General features: G+C 32.9%; 14 protein-coding genes. 12 read left to right on the top strand and 2 right to left on the bottom strand.

Annotation, left to right across the window (positions count from 1 at the left end):
• Nucleotides 1–11 precede the first annotated feature (11 nt).
• The 3 genes from ACTB1H_RS01985 (at nt 12) to ACTB1H_RS01995 (ending at nt 7518) form a co-directional block, all read left to right on the top strand.
• Nucleotides 12–1745 (top strand): ABC transporter ATP-binding protein, encoded by a 1734-nt coding sequence (locus tag ACTB1H_RS01985; RefSeq protein ID WP_463261161.1) that lies wholly within the window; start codon nt 12–14, stop codon nt 1743–1745.
• A complete protein-coding gene (locus tag ACTB1H_RS01990; RefSeq protein WP_463261162.1) occupies nt 1738–3594 on the top strand; it encodes an ABC transporter ATP-binding protein in 1857 nt (618 codons plus the stop codon). Before ACTB1H_RS01985 ends, ACTB1H_RS01990 begins: the two co-directional genes overlap by 8 nt.
• Nucleotides 3595–3690: 96 nt before the next feature.
• Complete coding sequence (locus ACTB1H_RS01995; RefSeq protein WP_463261163.1) at nt 3691–7518, top strand: S8 family serine peptidase; 3828 nt, start codon at nt 3691–3693, stop codon at nt 7516–7518.
• Nucleotides 7519–7552: 34 nt separating this feature from the next.
• Here the strand turns inward: ACTB1H_RS01995 and ACTB1H_RS02000 are convergent, their stop codons facing one another.
• A complete protein-coding gene (locus ACTB1H_RS02000) occupies nt 7553–8665 on the bottom strand; it encodes a chromate transporter (RefSeq protein ID WP_463261164.1) in 1113 nt (370 codons plus the stop codon).
• Nucleotides 8666–8817: 152 nt separating this feature from the next.
• Here ACTB1H_RS02000 and hcp point away from each other — a divergent pair, with 152 nt between their 5' ends.
• The 7 genes from hcp (at nt 8818) to ACTB1H_RS02035 (ending at nt 18187) form a co-directional block, all read left to right on the top strand.
• A complete protein-coding gene (gene hcp / locus ACTB1H_RS02005) occupies nt 8818–10467 on the top strand; it encodes a hydroxylamine reductase (protein ID WP_463261165.1) in 1650 nt (549 codons plus the stop codon).
• 102 nt (nt 10468–10569) lie between these two features.
• Nucleotides 10570–12732: a LysM peptidoglycan-binding domain-containing protein gene (locus ACTB1H_RS02010; protein WP_463261166.1), complete on the top strand. Its 2163-nt coding sequence runs from the start codon at nt 10570–10572 to the stop codon at nt 12730–12732.
• Between the two features lie 194 nt (nt 12733–12926).
• The gene (locus ACTB1H_RS02015) at nt 12927–14114 is read left to right on the top strand and encodes a cation diffusion facilitator family transporter (protein ID WP_463261167.1); all 1188 of its coding nucleotides are present in this window, start codon (nt 12927–12929) and stop codon (nt 14112–14114) included.
• A 2-nt stretch (nt 14115–14116) separates the two neighbouring features.
• On the top strand, nt 14117–15415 hold the full coding sequence (locus ACTB1H_RS02020) for a glutamate-cysteine ligase family protein (RefSeq protein ID WP_463261169.1): 1299 nt from the start codon (nt 14117–14119) through the stop codon (nt 15413–15415).
• Nucleotides 15412–16740: a glutathionylspermidine synthase family protein gene (locus ACTB1H_RS02025; protein WP_463261170.1), complete on the top strand. Its 1329-nt coding sequence runs from the start codon at nt 15412–15414 to the stop codon at nt 16738–16740. The genes ACTB1H_RS02020 and ACTB1H_RS02025 overlap by 4 nt, the downstream gene beginning before the upstream one ends.
• Nucleotide 16741: 1 nt before the next feature.
• Nucleotides 16742–17419, top strand: coding sequence for a uracil-DNA glycosylase (locus ACTB1H_RS02030; protein WP_463261171.1), 678 nt, complete (start codon nt 16742–16744; stop codon nt 17417–17419).
• A gap of 9 nt (nt 17420–17428) precedes the next feature.
• Nucleotides 17429–18187 carry a prolyl oligopeptidase family serine peptidase gene (locus ACTB1H_RS02035; protein ID WP_463261172.1) on the top strand — a complete coding sequence of 253 codons (759 nt, stop codon included), beginning with the start codon at nt 17429–17431 and terminating at the stop codon, nt 18185–18187.
• Here ACTB1H_RS02035 and ACTB1H_RS02040 read toward each other — a convergent pair.
• Nucleotides 18182–18454 (bottom strand): DUF1294 domain-containing protein, encoded by a 273-nt coding sequence (locus ACTB1H_RS02040; RefSeq protein WP_463261173.1) that lies wholly within the window; start codon nt 18452–18454, stop codon nt 18182–18184. The genes ACTB1H_RS02035 and ACTB1H_RS02040 overlap by 6 nt on opposite strands.
• 119 nt (nt 18455–18573) lie before the next feature.
• Between ACTB1H_RS02040 and ACTB1H_RS02045 the strand changes: the two genes are divergently transcribed.
• Nucleotides 18574–19059 (top strand): NADH-quinone oxidoreductase subunit NuoE family protein, encoded by a 486-nt coding sequence (locus ACTB1H_RS02045; RefSeq protein WP_463261174.1) that lies wholly within the window; start codon nt 18574–18576, stop codon nt 19057–19059.
• A gap of 9 nt (nt 19060–19068) precedes the next feature.
• A complete protein-coding gene (locus tag ACTB1H_RS02050) occupies nt 19069–20655 on the top strand; it encodes an NADH-ubiquinone oxidoreductase-F iron-sulfur binding region domain-containing protein (protein WP_463261175.1) in 1587 nt (528 codons plus the stop codon).
• Nucleotides 20656–20660 lie beyond the last annotated feature (5 nt).

Genomic DNA, 20660 nt, shown 5'->3' on the forward strand with positions numbered 1-20660 from the left:
AGCGCATTTGAATGATAAAAATTTTTAAAAATTTAAAGCCTTATTGGAAAAATATTCTTGGGATACTAACATTTACTATGATAGGAGTTCTTTGTGAATTATTTTTACCAAGGCTTATGGGAAACATAGTCGATAATGGAGTCGTAAATGGAGATGTAGACTACATAATTAATACAGGCTTACGCATGATTATGTTTGCCATATTAGGAACATCTTCGATGATAGTATCGGCATATCTTTCTTCTAAGGCAGCTACAGGATTTGGTAGGGACTTAAGAAGAATGGTTTTTACAAAAGTAGAAGGCTATTCTCTTAATGAAATGGAGAAAATAGGAACGTCCTCATTAATTACTAGAACTACTAATGATATCAACCAAATTCAACAAGTAGCAATTATGTCAATGAGAATGATGGTAAGAGCCCCTCTAATGCTAATAGGGGGTTTTGTTATGGCATATTCAACTAACTCTACACTATCCAGAATTCTTCTAATATCAGGACCTTTATTATTAATAGTAATTGCAACGATAGGGAGAGTAGCATTTCCTTTTTTCAAAAAGATTCAAGAAAAAATAGATAAGATAAACAAGGTAATGAGAGAAGAGTTATCAGGCATTAGAGTAATAAGGGCTTTTAATAAAGTTGATTTTGAAAAAAAGAGATTTGAAAAAGCAAATAGAGATTTGACAGAGACATTTTTAAAAGTCACTAGAATTATGACTTTGGTTATGCCTTTGATAATGATCATACTAAATTTTACAAATGTTGCAGTAATTTGGTTTGGAAGCAATTTAATAAGTACAAACAACATGGAAGTTGGACAATTGATGGCATTTATTCAATATGTAATGCAGATTATGTTTTCTTTGATAATGGTATCAGTTATATTTATAATGATTCCAAGAGCAAGCGCTTCAGCAACTAGAATAAATGAAGTCTTAGAATTACAATCAGATATAGTAGATGGAGTGGAGAAATTACCTGAAAACAAAGAAGGAGATATATTAGAATTAAAAGATGTAACGTTTAACTACTTTGATTCAGAAACACCAGCGGTGAAAGACATTAGCTTTAAAGTAAAAAAAGGACAAACAACTGCCATCATAGGTGGAACTGGTAGCGGAAAATCAACTATTTTAAATTTGATCATGAGATTTTTTGAACCTACAAATGGAGAAATACTGTTAAACGGCAAAAATATAAAAAATATTTCTCAGGATGAGTTGAGAAAACACTTTTCATTAATCCCTCAAAAAACTGTCCTGTTTACAGGGACAATAAGGGATAACATAAAGATGGGGAAAGAAGACGCGACAGATGAAGAGATAATTGAAGCTCTAAAAATAGCACAAGCTTATGATTTTGTTCAAAAAAATAAAGAAGGATTAGATTATATATTATCTCAAGGAGGAAAGAACCTCTCAGGTGGGCAAAAACAAAGGTTATCAATAGCTAGGGCAATAGTTAGAAGACCTGATTTTTATCTGTTTGACGATAGCTTTTCTGCCCTTGACTTTAAAACAGATAAAATACTAAGGGAAGAACTAAAAAAAGTTACACAAAATTCAGGAGTACTAATAGTAGCACAAAGAATTTCAACTATCATGGACGCTGAAACAATTGTAGTATTAGATGACGGAGAAATAGTAGGAATGGGAAATCACAAAGAATTGTTAAAATCTTGTGAAGTTTATAGGGAAATAGCTCAATCTCAGCTCGGTGAGGAGGCATTAAAAGATGAGTGAAGAAAATAAAGATTTAGAGAAGAAAAGAAAAGCTAAGAGAGTAAACAATCAACAAGGAGGGAGAGGGCAAGGAGGAAGGTTTGCAACTTTAGAAAAGCCAAAAGATTTTTCAGGAAGTGTGAGAAGACTAGCTGGATATTTGAAACCATATAGAGTTAGGATGGCTATTGTCATTTTTATGGCTATTGGAGCTACAATTTTTACCGTCATAAGTCCAATAATAATAGGGCAAATAACAACTTCGTTGTATGACTCTATCACCACAAATACCCCAATTGACTTTAATTTTATTAAAAACACCATATTTTTATTAATAGGTATTTATTTGGTAGCAGCTTCCTTTAGTTATTTGCAACTATTTTTAATGGCTAGTGTGTCACAAAGATTAGGGTATGACTTAAGAAAACAAGCAAACGACAAAATACACAAATTGCCATTAAAGTATTTTGATTCAAAGACAGTAGGAGAAATTTTAAGTAGAGTTACAAATGACATTGATACAATTATTTCAACTATGCAACAATCAGTAACACAACTGATAACATCGGCTTTGACATTCATAGGTATATTTGTGATGATGCTTGTAATTTCTCCAACGCTCACACTGATTACACTAGTTACAATACCATTGAGCATACTGATCACAAGAAGCATTGCGAAGAGATCTCAAGTTTATTTTTCAAAACAGGCAAATACATTAGGGGAATTAAATGGTCATGTTGAAGAAACTTTTACTGGGCATGTAACGGTTAAAGCTTACAGCAGAGAAAATCAGTTTATTGAAGAATTCAATGAAATAAACGATAGATTGTATAGTCATGCGTGGAAAGCACAATTTGTATCTGGGATAATAATGCCTCTCATGTCACTTGTCAATAATATTGGGTACGTATTTGTAGCTGTTGTTGGTGGGATATTTGTGCTAAGAGGAAACATAACCATTGGATCAGTTCAAGCTTTCATGCAATACACAAGGCAATTTACTCTGCCTATAGTACAAACTGCAGAGATCATTAACATTCTCCAATCAACTGTTGCCTCTGCTGAAAGGGTATTCGAATTATTGGATGAAGAGGAAGAAGATGATGAAAGCCATAAAGTATTGAAATTAGAAAGTCCTAGAGGAGAAGTAGAATTTAAAAATGTTACATTTGGTTACACTAAAGAAAAACCCTTGATAAAAGACATGAATCTACATGCATCACCTGGTGAAACAGTGGCAATTGTTGGACCTACAGGTGCAGGCAAGACAACCATTGTAAATTTACTCATGAGGTTTTATGAAATTGATGATGGAGAAATCATCATAGATGGAGTAAACACAAAAGATTTAAAAAGAGAAGATGTAAGAAAGCTCTTTGGAATGGTATTGCAAGATACGTGGTTATTCAATGGGACAATCAAAGAAAATATAGCATATGGGAAAGAAAATGCAACGGATGATGAAATAATACACGCTGCAAAACTAGCTCAGGCAGACCACTTTATAAGGACTTTGCCAAAAGGATATGACACTGAATTAAATGAGGAAGCCTCAAATATTTCCCAAGGTCAAAAACAGCTTTTAACTATAGCCAGAGCCATATTAGCAAATCCAACTATACTTATACTAGACGAAGCTACATCAAGTGTAGATACTAGAACGGAAATTCTAATTCAAAAGGGAATGGATATGCTAATGAAAGGAAGAACTAGCTTTGTCATAGCACATAGACTTTCAACGATAAGAAACGCAGATATCATACTAGTAATGAATAATGGGCAAATAATTGAGCAAGGGAGTCATGATGAATTAATGAAACTAAATGGGTTCTATGCTGACCTTTACAACAGTCAATTTGCCGCTTAAACGCTGAGATAATTAAGCGTTTTAATTTAATAAAATTAAATGTTTGAAAACCAATATAAAGGGTAAAATCCCTCGAAAAGGAGGGATTTTTTTCATATGAAAAAATTTATATCATTAGCAGTAGCCATAATTTTTTTACTCACAAGTGTTAATTTCACATCAGCAGCACCATCTTTGACAGAATTACAGAACTTAAGATATCAGGCAGAGAAAAATGTTACACCTACAAAATCATTGACACAATTTAACGAAGAAGAATTAAAGGACACAGATTTAGTTAGAGTAGCAGTTGAGCTAGAAAGTGATCCTATAATTAAGGTTGCAACTTTAAACAAAAAGGATTTTGCGAAACTTGATAGCAACCTAAAAAAACAGCTCAAAGATGAGATCAAAGCAGAGCAGAAAGCACTTAAAGAATTGATGAAGGCAAAAGGAATAAAATTTAAAGAATTAGAAAGTTTTACAAATGTTGTAAATGGGTTTAGTATCGAAACAACTTTTGGAGATGCTAAGAAAATAAATCAATTAGAAAATGTCAAAAATGTGAGTCTAGTAAACGAATATGAAAGACCAAAGCCAGAACTTGTTACAAGCAAAGACATTATAAATGCAAGAGAAGTTTGGGAGAATTTAGATTATAATGGAGAAGGAACAGTAATTGCAATCATTGACACTGGAGTTGACCCTAGTCATAAAGACATGGTATTGACAAATCCTGACAAGGCTAAAATCCAGTCTGCAGTTGATTTAACTGGTTTTCCAGGGACATTTAGGACAATAAAAGTTCCTTATGGATACAATTACATGGATAAAAACCAAGAAATCCTCGATTTAGGACCAGATGCATCAGAACATGGCATGCATGTAGCAGGGATAGCTGCTGCAAATGGCAATGAAGAAGACGGAGGGGTACAAGGAGTAGCAAAAGAAGCTCAAATACTAGCTATGAAAGTGTTTGGTAACAATCCATCACTTTCTACCACTTATGGGGATATAATTGTAAAGGCTATAGATGATTCAGTAGCTCTTGGAGCAGATGTAATAAACATGAGTTTAGGCTCGACAGCTTCATTTGTTGATGAAGAAGATTTAGAGCAAGTTGCAATAAAAAATGCTGTAGAAAATGGAGTAATCTGTGCTGTATCTGCCGGAAATTCTGCTAGATTTGGAAACGGATGGGATAATCCATACACATCAAATCCAGACATAGGTGTTGTTGGCTCTCCTGGATTGGCATATGATTCACTTCAAGTAGCTTCCATAGAAAACACTCATCAGATGTCTAGAACTTTGATGTATAGAGAAAATGGACTAGAAAAATACATTCCTATGGCAATAGCAGGCAGATTCGATCCTATTGATTTCTATGATGGACCTGTAGAATATGTAGATGCTGGATCAGGTCATCCAAGTGAAATGGCCAATGTCGAAGGCAAGATCGCTCTTGTAGTTAGAGGAGGTCTAACACCAAATTTTGTTGATAAGATAACCAATGCACAAAATGCAGGAGCTATTGGTATAATAGTCTATAATCATCAATCCGGAGGAGAAGCTCTTGTAAATATGGCTACTCCAGACAATTTAATGATACCTGCCATGTTTATAGGAAACAGTGGGGGGCTTAAACTTCTATCTTTAGATGAAAAATTTGTTGAATTTAATAATAAGACAGTGATTTCATTAAATCCAAATGCTGGTAAAATGTCAGATTTTACATCTTGGGGGACAACTCCTAATTTAGGATTTAAACCTGAGATTACAGCACCTGGTGGAGCTATATACTCTACTGCACAGAATAACAAATATCAATCAATGAGTGGAACATCTATGGCAGCTCCTCATGTAGCAGGAGGTAGTAGCTTAATTTTGCAGAGAGTAGATAAAGAATTTGGATTAGAAGGAGAATTAAGAGCAAACCTAGTTAAGAATTTGATTATGAGCACAGCAAAACCACTAGGAGACAAAGGATTATATAACTCTTATTATGGTTTGACTGAATTTAATTATACTTCTCCTAGAAGACAGGGAGCAGGCACCATGGACTTATTGAGTGCAAGTATAACACCTGCTATAGTAATTGATCCAACAACAGGAATAAGTAAAGTTGAATTAGGAGAAATTGATTATTTAACTGAATTTACCATAAGAGTTCAAAACTTAAGTGATAGGCAACTATCATATAGCCTTAAAGGAACAGTACAGACAGATTTAGCAGATACTGAATATAACTATTTAGAATCACAAGGCGTTTATATAGAAGATACTATAGAGCCTCAAGGGCCAAATGGTTTTTGGTCAGGAGAATTTCCATTGACATTTAGTCAACAGACAATAAATGTGCCCGCTAATGGATACACAGATGTATTGGTAAGCATTGATTTAACAAATGCAGTAGATTGGTTTTACAATGTTCCACTAGAGTATATATTCCCAAATGGAACGTTCATTGAAGGATTTATAACATTAGATGATGTGTTAGATGAAAATCCAAGTTTAAGCATTCCTTATTTGGGATTTTTTGGAGAATGGGATAAAGCTCCAATCTTAGATGATAGTATATACGATGCAGAGGGAAATCAATTTTACGGAGTCACTGGTTTAGCATGGTTGGATGAAGCAAACAGAACCTACTATTTCTTAGGTTTTGATGCCTTAGGGAATGTTGATGAGAACTTTATTTCATTTTCGCCAAATAACGATGGAGTATACGACTCGGTAGTTCCGGTAGTGAGTTTTTTAAGAAACGCGAAAGAACTTGAAATAAATATTCTAGATGAAGGCATGAATGTAGTTAGACAATTAGCTAAACAAAACGATTTACGAAAAAATTATTTTGATTCTCGTTATCCATATTATACATCCTATAGAGACTGGAGCTGGGATGGTAAAATAAATAACAAATTAGCAAAAGATGGGCAATACTATTATGAGATAAAAACAAAAGTGGACTATCCAAATGCTGATTGGCAAGTTTATACTTTCCCAGTGAAACTGGACAACACTAAACCAGTAATAGAAGATGTATTATATGATGCAGACATGAATGAATTGCATGTAAAAGCTCATGATAGTGGAAACGAAATATATATCTATGAGCTATATACAAATGGCAAACTAGTTAGTCGATCTTTAGATGGAGTATTTGATCTAACTGATGTTTCTTACAGCATGAAATCGGAAGTTGTTGTGGTTGATTTTGCAAACAACTATGAATTTAGATCATTAGAAAAAGTATTTAAAGGAGTAAATCCTCCAAAAAAAGATAAAACAAATCCTAAAGGACCACAAGAGCCTGCGACACCAGAAACACCAGATGCAGAAAAATACAAAGAACCTTTAATGCCAGTTGATAATGACATAACTATACCAACAGTAATGGTTCAAACACCAGCTTTTTTTGATCTTCTAAACAGCAATAAAGTAACTCTATCAGGATATGTAAAAGATGAATCTAACATTGAATATTTAAAAATAAATGATAGAATTGTCAACTTAGTATGGGATGAATTTAATAATCAATGGAACTTCAAAATAGATCTTTTATTAGAAGATGGATTCCACTCTATAAACATAGAAGCCGCTGATGGAGCTGGAAACATGATTAGCTTTGCTCACAAGATATTTATAGACACCATTGCTCCTACTATAGAACTAATTGAAGCTATTCCTAGTCAAACAAAGGCTAATACTATTACAATAAAAGCCAAGGTAAGTGATAATTTTCCAAGCTTGAAAGTTTATTTAAATCAAAATATACTAACAAATATATCTCCAGATTGGTCATATTTTGATGAATTAGATAATGCCATGTATTTGATAGAATATGAGCTAAAATTAAACAAAGGAAAAAACGATATAGTTATTGAAGCAGTGGATGATGCAGGGAATAGAACGATAAGAGAATATAAAATAAATAAGCATTAAATATACAAACCTCAGGTTTAACCTGAGGTTTGTGTTATAAAACTGATATTATAAAATTCGTCAATCCACCCAGTACTATCAATATAGCACTATTAACTTTAAATCTTATCATCAGGATAAGACTTAATAAAAATATAGTTACGGTAATAGGATTAAATAAAGATGCCATACCAAGACTTATGCTAACAAAAGCCATCATAACTAAAGAAGCTATATTGACACCATCTAATGCACTTGAAAAATAAACTGAATTTCTAAGTGTTTGAATATGTGGTTTTATCAAATAAACCACCACAAAAGCAGGTAAGAAAATCCCTATTGTTGCAAGTATTGCTCCAGGTAAACTCCCCAATAAATATCCGATAAAAGTTGCAGTGGTAAAAACTGGGCCTGGAGTGAATTGTCCAACAGCGATAGCATCAAGCAATTGTGTATTAGTCAGCAATGCTCTCTTTTCAACAAACTCTGATTCTAAGAAAGCCAACAATACATATCCACTTCCATATAAAAAAGCTCCGATTTTTAAAAACACAAAAAATATCATTGGCAAAGATATGCTGAAAAACTTGTCCTTTAGTCTTGTTCTGTTGTCATATAACATCATGAGAATCCCAGTAGTTAAAATTAAACTAATTTCAGCAAAACCTGAATAATAAAGCAATGCAGCAATCAGACCAAATATGACTTTCTTTTTTGAATCGATGACACTTCTAAACAGCCTATAAAGAGCATTTAATATGATTGCCATTATTACGGGCTTTATCCCATCTAATATTGCGCCAACTTGTGGCAAAGTTCCATAATTCACATAAAAAAAAGCAAATAACAACACTATAAGCATAGCTGGGAGTATAAAAGAAACCCCTGCATTTATAAGACCCAATACCCCACCATGTTCATATCCAACCATTATTACCATTTCAGTGGAATTAGGTCCTGGAATCAAGTTAGTAGCCCCAAAGAAATCCATAAATTTTTCTCTATCAAGCCATTTTTTCTTAGTGACAGCTTCTTCCTCAAGCATGGCGATATGAGCTGCTGGTCCACCGAAAGCCAAGAAACCCAATTTGAGAAACGTTTTAGTTATATCTAACTGTCTTCTATTTTTTTCCTGCTTTGATAAAAGATCATATTCCTTATTTTCCATATATTCACCTCAATCAATATATACCAAAATTGCTGTGGCAATAACAAAATAATTCATAAAATCTATGTAAAATTTATTTTTAGTAACACATGTTACGCATATTTTTTTAAAAAAAGGGTATTATATAAGCATAAAGAATTAGGAGGGGTAATATGGATATGTTTTGTTTTCAATGTCAAGAAACATCAAAGGGAACTGGATGCACGAAAGTAGGAGTTTGTGGAAAGACCAGCGAAGTTGCAAACCTTCAAGACCTTATGATATATGCGTTAAAAGGGATTTCTCAATTAGCTACTAAGGCGGATGAAATAGGTTTAGAAATTGAAGGTCTCGATAGATTTATAGTAGATGGATTGTTTATGACAATAACAAATGCTAACTTTGATCGAGAAAGATTTTTAAAAAAGATTAGAGAAGCTCTATTGAAAAGAGAGGAAATCGAGAGAGCGCTTTTGGAAAAAGGCGTTGATTTAAGCAATTTATCGGATTATGCTAAATTTAGAGTAAATACTGATGAAGACATAATATACAAAGCAACTTCAGACGAAGTGGGCGTACTTAGCACAAAAGACGAAGATGTAAGATCTCTTAGAGAGTTAATAACTTATGGAGTTAAAGGCATGGCGGCATACTATGAGCATGCACACAATCTAGGTTTTGAAAATAAGGACATACCTAAATTCATGAGAAAAGCGTTGAGTATGATAACAGATGATAGTTTAACAGTAGACGATCTAGTGAAACTCACTTTAGAAACAGGAGAATATGGAGTTAAGACTATGGCTTTATTAGATGAAGCCAATACAACTACCTATGGGAACCCTGAAATAACAGAAGTAAATATAGGTGTGAGAAATAATCCGGCTATACTTGTATCAGGCCATGACTTAAAAGATTTAGAGGAATTGCTAATTCAAACTCAAGGAACTGGAGTAGATGTATATACTCATAGTGAAATGCTTCCAGCAAACTATTATCCCGCATTTAAAAAGTACGATAATTTTGTTGGGAATTACGGCAATGCTTGGTGGAAGCAAAATGAAGAATTTGAAAAATTCAATGGCCCTATACTATTTACTACAAACTGTATAACTCCACCTAAAGAATCATATAAGGACAGAGTATATACAACAGGCAGCTCTGGATATCCAGGATTTAAACATATTCCAGACAGAAAAGGTGGGAAGCCAAAAGATTTCAGTGAAATAATAGAACATGCAAAAAGACTTCCTGCACCTACTGAAATAGAAACAGGAAAAATAGTGGGTGGCTTTGCACATGCACAAGTATTCGCTCTTGCAGATAAAATCGTAGAAGCAGTCAAAAATGGAGATATTAAGAAATTCTTTGTAATGGCAGGTTGCGACGGTAGAATGAAAAGCAGAAACTACTACACTGATTTTGCGCAAGCACTTCCTAAAGACACAGTCATACTTACCGCAGGATGCGCTAAATACAGATACAACAAGTTAAACTTAGGCGATATAAATGGAATACCAAGAGTATTAGATGCAGGTCAATGCAATGACAGTTATTCATTAGCCCTTATAGCACTTAAGTTAAAGGAAATATTTGAATTAAATGACATAAATGAATTGCCTATTGCATACAATATAGCTTGGTATGAACAAAAAGCGGTGATAGTATTGCTAGCATTATTGAGTTTAGGTGTTAAAAACATTCACTTAGGGCCAACTTTGCCTGCATTTTTATCACCAAATGTTGCAAAAGTATTAGTAGATAATTTTGGAATTGGAACAATAAAAGATGTAGAGAGCGATTTAGAATACTTTTTAGCTTAATAATAAATGAACCGACAAATTTGTCGGTTCATTTATTATTTGTTTAATTATCTTCGATATGGGAATATATTAAATGCATTTAATTCTAAAGGAGGTAGGTTCATGTATAAAAGTAAAAGATTAGTTGCATTTTTGTCTGCTTTAGCTCTTGTCTTATCGATTTTTCCGTTTCCAACTAGTTCAATTGCAGCAGAAGAAACAATAAAAATTACAGTATTAGGTACCACAGATTTACATGCAAACATCTACAATTATTCTTATGAAGATGGAAAAGAATTAGACAATCTTGGTATGACTAAAGTGTATTCAGTAGTTAAAGAAGTAAGGAAAGAAAATCCAAACACTTTGTTAATCGACAATGGTGATACTATTCAAGGTACTATTTTATCTGATGACTTATACAATAATGACCTCAGCCTAAAAAACCCGGTAATTGATGTGATGAACTTCATGGGATACGATGCCATGGTATTAGGCAACCATGAGTTTAATTTTGGCTTGGAATTGATTGATAAACTCAAAGATGAAGCACAATTTCCATTATTAGCTGCAAACATTACCAACAAATCAGATTCTAGCAATTACGCAACTCCATATGTAATTAAAGAAGTTGATGGGGTAAAAATCGGCATACTTGGTTTTACTAATCCAAATATACCTAAGTGGGATGGACCTAAGGTAACTAGCTTAGAGTTTTCTAAACCAGTAGAAGTAGCTGGGAAATATATTGAAGAAATGAAACAACAAGGTGTAGACATAATAATCGTTTCAACACATACAGGATTAGAAGAGGAATATGCATCAACCGGTGATGGAGCTATGGAATTAATTGAGAAATTTCCAGAAATAGATGCAGTATTAACAGGGCATGCTCATGTAACTCACGCTACCAAGATAAATGATACTTTAGTTGGAGCTGCTAAAAATGCAGGAGCAGAAGTAGTGAGATTTGATTTTGAAGTAAAGGAAGAAAATGGCGAATTTGTAATAGCAGATAAGAAAGTAGATGTAATAAGTGTTAAAGACTACAAAGCTGATGAAGAACTTAAAGAATACGCCAAACCTTATCATGAAAGAACTTTAGAATTTTTGGAGGAGGTAATAGGAACTGTAACTGATGATTTCGCACCTCCGTCAGAAATTCCAGGCATACCTGAAGCTCAAATTAGAGATACTGCAGTTATAGACTTGATAAACAATGTTCAATTAGAAGCAACAGGAGCTGATATCGCAGCTGCTGCATTGTTCAGTCAAAATTCAAATTTAAGAAAAGGTGATGTAACATACGCTAATATATTTGAAATATACAAGTATCCTAATACTTTGGTAGGAATAGAAATAACAGGCAAGGAATTAAAAGACTATATGGAATGGTCAGCTTCTTATTATAATACCTTTAAACCTGGAGACATAAATATCAGCTTCAATCCAAACATAAGAGGATATAATTATGACATGTTCCAAGGAGTTGACTACAAAATAGACATAAGCAAACCAGCAGGTGAAAGAATCGTTGATTTAAAATTCAATGGACAAGAAGTAAAAGACACAGATACATTTAAATTGGCAATAAATAATTACAGATATGGTGGACTTAAAAGCATGGGAATCATAAGTGGTGAACCATACTTTGAATCAGATCCAAAATCACTTAGAAGTTATATTGCAGACTATATAAGGGAAAACTCACCTCTTTCACCACAAGTAGATAACAATTGGGAAATCATAGGTGCAGACTTAAATCATCCTCTTAGACCTTATTTAATTGAAGAAATCAAAGCAGGCAGACTGGCTCTACCAGTATCAGAAGATGGGAGGAGCTTTAATTCAGCAGCTATAAATGCAGATGATATGATAAAACAAGGCTTAATCCCAGATGAAGTATTAAAAGAACACGGCATTGAAGTAGAGCCTTATGAACCAGAACAACCTACAGAACCAGAAGAACCAAAACATACAATCTATACGGTTAAATCAGGTGATACACTCTATAGAATTGGACAAAAATTTGGTGTGGACTGGAAAGAGATAGCTGAACTCAATGAAATAAAAAATCCTAATTTGATTTATCCAAGTCAAAAATTGATGATACCTGAAAATAGCATAAGCGAACCGGTCGTAATAGAACATATTGTAAAAAGTGGAGAGACTTTATCAGGTATAGCAGCCAAACATGGGGTGGATTGGAGAGACTTAGCGGAGTATAATAATCTTACTAATCCAAACCTAATTTATCCTAATCAAAAGATATTAATAAAAAAATAAATACTCATCACATCTCAATGTGATATAATAAATAGAATAAAACCCCTATAAATGATATGATACTTCTAAAGTAGATAATCTGATTAATTAAAATTAGATTTCTGCTATGGAAGCATCAGTTCACAATCAGGGGTTTTATTTTGCATTAACTGGGTATAATACCAAGATGAATTTATATTTAGGGGGAAACTGAATTGACAGATTGGCTTTTAAAGAAAGTACTAAAAGATAATCCTAATTATCAAGACCCAATAGTAAGACAAAGAGTAGGATATTTAGCTGGTATAGTAGGAGTAATAACAAATGTTTTACTATCGGTTATTAAGATAATAATAGGACTTTTAATTTCATCTATAAGTGTGCTTGCAGATGGAGTAAATAATCTTGCCGATTCTGCATCTTCTATAACCACATTGATAGGTTTTAAAATTTCAAATTCCCCAGCAGATAAAGAACATCCCTATGGACATGGCAGAGTAGAATACATAGCAGCTTTGATAGTATCTTTTATGGTTATTTTAGTGGGGCTTCAATTCACATCTTCTTCAATTGATAGAATTCGAAATCCAAAACCTGTAGATTTTGAAATTATTTCATTTAGCATTCTTATATTATCTATATTAACAAAGGTATGGTTATCAATATTTAATAAAAAATTAGGAGATAAAATAAACTCAACTGGACTCAAAGCTACAGCAACTGACGCATTCGGAGATGTTCTTATTACAAGTGTTGTTGTGTTATCCATTTTATTTTCTCAAGTGACCACATTTCCAATAGATGGAGTTGTTGGGCTAGTAGTTTCTTTCTTTATTATTTACCAAGGGATTGGGCTTATAAAATACACAATAGGTCCATTAATTGGTGAGGCACCATCTAAAGAAATGGTTGAGAGCATATATGAAGATTTAAAAAAATATGATTACATTACAGGAGCACATGATCTTTTGATCCATTCATATGGGGAAGGAAAATACATGGGTACAGTAGATGTTGAATTTCCAGCAGATATTGATGTAATAACAATACACAACGTAATCGACAAAGCAGAAAGAGAATTAGGAGAAAAGTACAATATTTCTTTAGTTATTCACATGGATCCACTTGAAAAAGAAACTAAAGAAAGATATGAGCTGAGGCGAAATGTAAAAGATATAATCAAAAAAGACGATAGAGTTGAATCCATGCATGACTTTAGAGTCTTGGAAGATGAAGATGGAAAGTATATTGAACTTCATGTTGTGATTAATGGAGATAAAATTGACAAGGAAGAAATAGCCGAAAAAATTAAAGAGGAAATTGAAGAAAGCATAGAAACCGTATCAAATGGTCTAAGGGCAAAAGTTATAATAGATATTGACTTTAACGGAACGAGGGGATAAATGTGTCAGAAACAAATCTGGTTAGGAGGTTTGCTGAGTTTATAAAGTCTGGTGAGAAAAATCCAGATGATTTAAAATTAGGTTTGGAATTAGAACATTTTGTTGTATATGAAAAGAATTTAAATTCTGTTTCGTACTTTGGTATAGATGGTGTTGAATCAAGTTTAGAAGAATTCTCTAAAAATGCCAAAAATGTAATTAAAGAAAATGGACACATAATAGAAGTGGATAAAGATGATTATTATATTACCTTAGAGCCAGGTAGCCAGCTTGAAATAAGCATTGAAAAGACCAGTTCTATAGAAAAGATTAATGAAATATATCAAAAATTTTTAAAAGAATTTTTGCCTATACTTAAGAAAAAAGAACAAACCCTGATAAATTTAGGATATCATCCAGTAACTAGGATTGATGAAATAAGGCTAACACCAAAAGAAAGATACAATATAATGTATGAATACTTCAACTCAAAAGGAAAATACGCACACAATATGATGAAAGGCACAGCAGCAACTCAAGTTTCAATAGATTACACAGATGAAGTTGATTATGCTAAAAAAATAAGAGTTAGCAATGCACTATCTCCTGTATTGTTTGCTGTATATGAGAATGCATATTTTTTTGACGGAAAACCATCAGAAAACCATTGTACTCGTGCTTTGATTTGGGAAAATTGCGATGATGATAGAACAGGCATAATACCTGGAACTCTAAGGGATAACTTTAAATATGAGGATTATGCAAGGTATATATTAAATAGACCTCCCATATTTACAGTGCGAAATGGAGAAATCATAAAAACTTATGATAAAAATACTATTGAGATAATAGATGAAGACAACTTAACATATGATGAAATAAGGCATATCTTTAGCATGTTTTTTCCAGATGTTAGAACGAAGACCTATATTGAGATAAGGATGATGGACTCTGTTCCATTTGAATATGCTTTGAGTTCAGTTGCTTTGATAAAAGGATTGTTATATAACGAAAAAAATTTGAATTATTTGTTTGAAAAGACCAAGAAAATTGATGAAAAAGAAGTTAAAATGGCTAAAAAAGAAATCATAAAAAATGGACTTTTCAGCAAATATGGTGAATATAAAATCATAGATATATCAAAGGAATTATTGAATTTAGCCTATGATGGACTTGAGGATAGTGAAAAAAACTATTTGATTCCACTTGAAAACTTAATTAATGAAGAGATAAATTTACATGAGAGAACTAAAAGACTTTACATTGACTTAGACAGATTAAAAGCATTAAATTGGGCAATTGCAAAGGATGATACAGTATGACTGGAGAAGATATAAATAAAAATTTCATTGAAATGGTATTTAGAGATAAGGACTCTTATGAAAAGGATTACCATCTGACAGCTGAAAGAGTTAAAAATTCGTCAGCAATATACAAGGGTAAACCTGTTCCTTTCACATATAATCCGATGTTCTATTCAACATCAGAAGAAATTGAAATAAAAAAACTCATGGAATACATGATGCAAATTTGTGATAAAGTAACTGACGAATACATCAAAAATCCTGAATTTAGAAAGAGATTTTTGTTCCCAAAAGAGATCGAAGAGCTAATTCTTTTAGAAAACCCATATGATGTAAATATACCAATAGCTAGATTCGATATGTTTTACAAGGACAAGGATAATTTCAAATTTTGTGAATTAAATACTGACGGATCCTCTGCAATGAACGAAGACAATACAATAGCAAGGATTTTGCTTGAATCAAAAGCTTTGAAAGATTTTAAGGAAGGATTTGAATTATACAATCGAGAGCTCATAGAAAAATGGGTAGATGTAAGTTTGGAATTATACGAAAAAGCTAAACTTCGTGAAGGGAATCCAAATGTGGCAATAGTAGATTTTAAAGAGAGCGCCACTGCTTATGAATTTTTAGAGTTTAAAAAAGCTTATGAAAAAAAAGGATTAAAGACTTTAATAGTAGACCCTAGAGATTTAGTCTATAAAGATAATAAACTTCACTATGAAAATACTAGGATAGATTTAATATACAGAAGAATTGTCACATTTGAATTGATTGAAAAATTCAATGAAGCAGAAGAATTCATAAAGGCTTATAGAGATGGAAACGTAGTGACAATAGGCTCATTAAGAAGTCAAGTTGTACACAATAAGATATTTTTTAAGGTCTTGCATGATACAGATTTGAAATTTTTACTAAATGAAGATGAATTGGAATTTGTTAAAAAACATATACCTTATACTAACATATTTGGTGGAGATGAGGATGTATTTAAGGAAGTGTTAAGAAATAAAGACAACTATGTCATTAAACCAATGGATATGAATGCATCACAGGGTGTCAGTATAGGCAGAGATATCGAAGAACTCTCTTGGAAGAGAAATTTAGAAAAAACCTTTAATAAAAATTATATCTATCAGGAATTTGTATCTCCTTACGAAAGAGAATTTTTAGTATATGAAGGTGGATTGAAAAGAAAAAATTTAAAGTATTTAGTAGGTGTTTTTTTATACAATAGAAAATACGCAGGAATGTATACAAGAGTGAGTGAGAACAATTTAATTTCAGGTGTAAAAGACTATTACACCGCAGCTAATATAATCGCAAAAAAACAAGGTGAGTAGAATGAAACAAATATTTAAAAATGATTGGCAGAATTTATTAGAGGAAGAGTTTGAAAAAGATTATTATATTAAACTGAGAAAAATCTTAATAGAAGAATACCGAAATTACACAGTATACCCCGATATGTACAGCATTTTCAACGCACTACACTATACAGCCTACAAAGACGTCAAAGTTGTCATTTTAGGGCAAGACCCTTATCACGGCGAAAACCAAGCACATGGTCTAAGCTTTAGTGTCAAAAAGGGAGTTCCCATACCGCCATCTCTATTGAATATATATAAAGAATTAAAAGATGACTTAGGATATGAAATACCCAATCATGGAAATCTTGAAAAATGGGCAAAAGAGGGTGTCCTATTATTAAATACTGTCTTAACTGTGCGAAAAGGACAGCCTAATTCACATAAAGGTTTAGGCTGGGAAATATTCACGGATAGGGTAATTGAACTTGTAAATCAAAAGCAAACACCTGTTGTGTTTTTGCTCTGGGGTAACAATGCCATATCAAAACAGGATCTTATCACAAATAAAAATCATCTAATTTTGAAATCACCACACCCAAGTCCATTTTCGGCAGCAAGAGGATTCTTTGGATCTAGACCTTTTTCAAAGACAAATGATTTTTTAATAAAAAATGGCTTAGAACCAATAGACTGGAAAATAGACTATATATAGGAGGAAGATATGAATTTATTTGGAGTAAGAGAAGAAAAGATGTTTATACAGGAAATACCAGTACTTGTTTATAGAGCAGAATATAGGAAAAGTGATTTTCCAACAATAATTTTTTATCATGGATTTAGCTCTAATAAAGAAAAACAGAGTTTAAGAGCTCAAGTCCTAGCTTCCCTAGGATATCAAGTCATAGTTCCTGACAGCATATATCATGGCGAAAGAGGAAGTGTTGATTATGAAAAGGAAATTTATGAAGGGGTTTTTTGGAGAATAGTCTTAAAAAATATTGAAGAATATTACATTATTAAAGAATATGCAATAAATCAATTGGATACAGATCCAAATAGACTGGCAGTCATGGGACATTCTATGGGAGGATTTACATCAGGAGGAATATTTGCAAAAGATAAAGATTTAAAGACAGCTATAATTGTAAATGGCTCATGCAATTACAAAGAAAGCAATCAAATATTTAAGAAAATTTTGGGAATAGAAGACCAAGAAAAATTTGTTGAATTAGAAAGAGATGTATTAAAGGTCGACCCATTTCAAAATCTTGATAAAATTGTTGATAGACCTTTACTGTTGCTTCATGGGGAATCAGATACTGTGGTAGATATAAACCCTCAAAATAGCTTTTATGAAAAGGCAAAAACTATTTATAAAGATAAAGACCTTATAGAATTTGTAAACTACCCTAGGCTTAATCATCATTTCACAGTTAATATGCTCGAGAAATCAGCAGAATGGCTCGGAAAATACCTATAAAATGAATTTATAAACTAAAAATAAATGCAATACTAAAAAAAGAGGAATGAGAATTGTAAATTTCCTCTTTTTTGTTTTATGAGAAAAATACTTCATCCCTAAAATCCCACCTATTGAACCACCAATAAGGCTTACAAATAAAAGTCTATTTTCACTTATTCTCCATTTGTTAGTTTTTGATAGTTTTTTATCTTTGCCAAATAGATAGAAAGTATATGTATTAACAATTACAATATAGACTATTAAAGCATAAAAATAATTTGACAAATTGTTCACACTCCACAGAATTTTATAAAAATTTAATCAATTGTTGTGTTTTTACATTGACAAGTATCAAAAATTATTATAGTGTAAATTTAAAATATTAGCAAATTTAGGTGGGTGCAATGGAATATAAATTCGATTTAGAGAAAAATGAAGTTTTATTAAAAGAATTTAAAGCTTTTCTATCGGAAATTAAAAAAAACAATGGTGCACTTATGCCGGCACTTCAGAAAGCACAAGAGCTTTTCAACTATCTTCCGAAGGAAGTTTTAAAACTAATTAGCGATGAGTTAAACATACCCTTAGCAGAGATATATGGTGTGGCAACCTTTTATTCTCAATTCTCATTTATACCAAAGGGTGAAAATCAAATAAACGTATGCCTAGGCACTGCTTGCTATGTGAAAGGTGCACAAAGCATATTGGAGGAATTTGAAAAAGAGCTAGGCATAAAACAAGGAGAAACTACAAGTGATTTAAAATTTTCGATTGGTCAGGCAAGATGCCTGGGAGATTGTTCAAAGGCACCTGTGGTTATGATTAATTCAGACATATTTCCTTTAGTAAAAAAGAAAGATGTTAAGAAAATACTCGATAATTATAGATAGAGGTGTTTTATGGATAGAGATAGACTTTTAAACATTAGAAATGAGAAAAAGCCTGAGATTGTAGAAAAACTTATTAGAGATGATGTTGTTGAAATAAGAGCAGAAAGAGTTGTATTAAAGGGAGATTATTACAAAAATCAACTTCGCATTGCACTTAGAAATTGTGACATCATAAACCCCTTTGATATAGAAGAATACATAGCATTTGATGGTTATTTTGCCTTATACAAAGCTTTAAATGACCTTTCTCAAAGAGAAGTGGTTGATATTATGAAAAATTCTCTACTTCGAGGAAGAGGAGGAGCTGGATTTCCAACAGGAAAGAAATGGGAAGAGGCTTTTTCGTTTGATGCAGATCAAAAATACATAATTTGCAATGCTGATGAGGGAGATCCCGGGGCGTTTATGGATAGATCTATTTTGGAAAAAGACCCACACAGCGTATTGGAAGGCATGGCAATAGGTGGCTATGCAATAGGAGCTAACAAAGGCTTTATATATGTAAGAGCCGAGTATCCTCAAGCAGTAAAGACTTTGAGACATGCTATAGCTCAAGCTAAAGAAAAGGGTCTTTTAGGTGAAGATATATTTGGAACGGGATTTAATTTTGACATTGAACTAAGGCTTGGTTCAGGTGCATTTGTTTGTGGAGAAGGAACAGCTCTTATAGAGTCTATTGAAGGCCATAGGGGGATGCCCAGACCTAAATTACAGAGGACTGCTCATGTAGGGTTGTGGGGAAAACCTACAATTATAAACAATGTTGAGACTTTTGCAAATGTAGCACCGATTATATTAAATGGTGCAGAATGGTTTAGAAGCATAGGAACAGAGAAATCTCCAGGAACAAAAGTGTTTTCTCTAGTGGGTAAAATAGAAAATGCAGGATTGGTTGAAGTGCCTATGGGGACTAAATTGAGAGATATAGTGTTTGACATAGGCGGTGGATGCCAGAACAACAAAGAGTACAAGGCTGTGCAGACAGGCGGACCATCAGGAGGTTGCATACCCAAGGAGTATTTAGATGTTTCGGTTGATTTTGAATCATTAGATAGCATTGGATCTATCATGGGTTCTGGTGGCATGGTTGTCATGGATGAAAACACCTGTATGATAGACATAGCTAAATATTTTTTGGAGTTTAGTGTAGATGAATCATGTGGAAAGTGCATTCCTTGTAGAGAGGGCACTCGAAGGATGTATGAAATATTAGAGCTGATAACTGAAGGCAAAGCTGAAATGAACGATTTAGAAGAACTAGAAAAACTTTCACATGTGGTGAGCAATACGTCTTTATGTGGGCTAGGGCAAACAGCTCCAAATCCAGTTGTAACTACTTTAAAATACTATAAAGATGAATATCTTGCACATATAGTTGATAAAAAATGTCCTGCAAAGAGCTGCAAAGCTTTGATAACTTACACTATATCAGATAGATGCATAGGTTGCTCTATATGCAAAAAAAATTGCCCAGTAGATGCGATTGATGGTGAACTTAAGAAAAAATATAGCATAGATAATGAAAAATGTATCAAATGTGGAAGTTGCTACGAGGTTTGTCCAGTAAAGCCAGTAAAAGCAGTAGAGATTTACTAGGAGGG

The organism is Soehngenia sp., assembly GCF_055108775.1.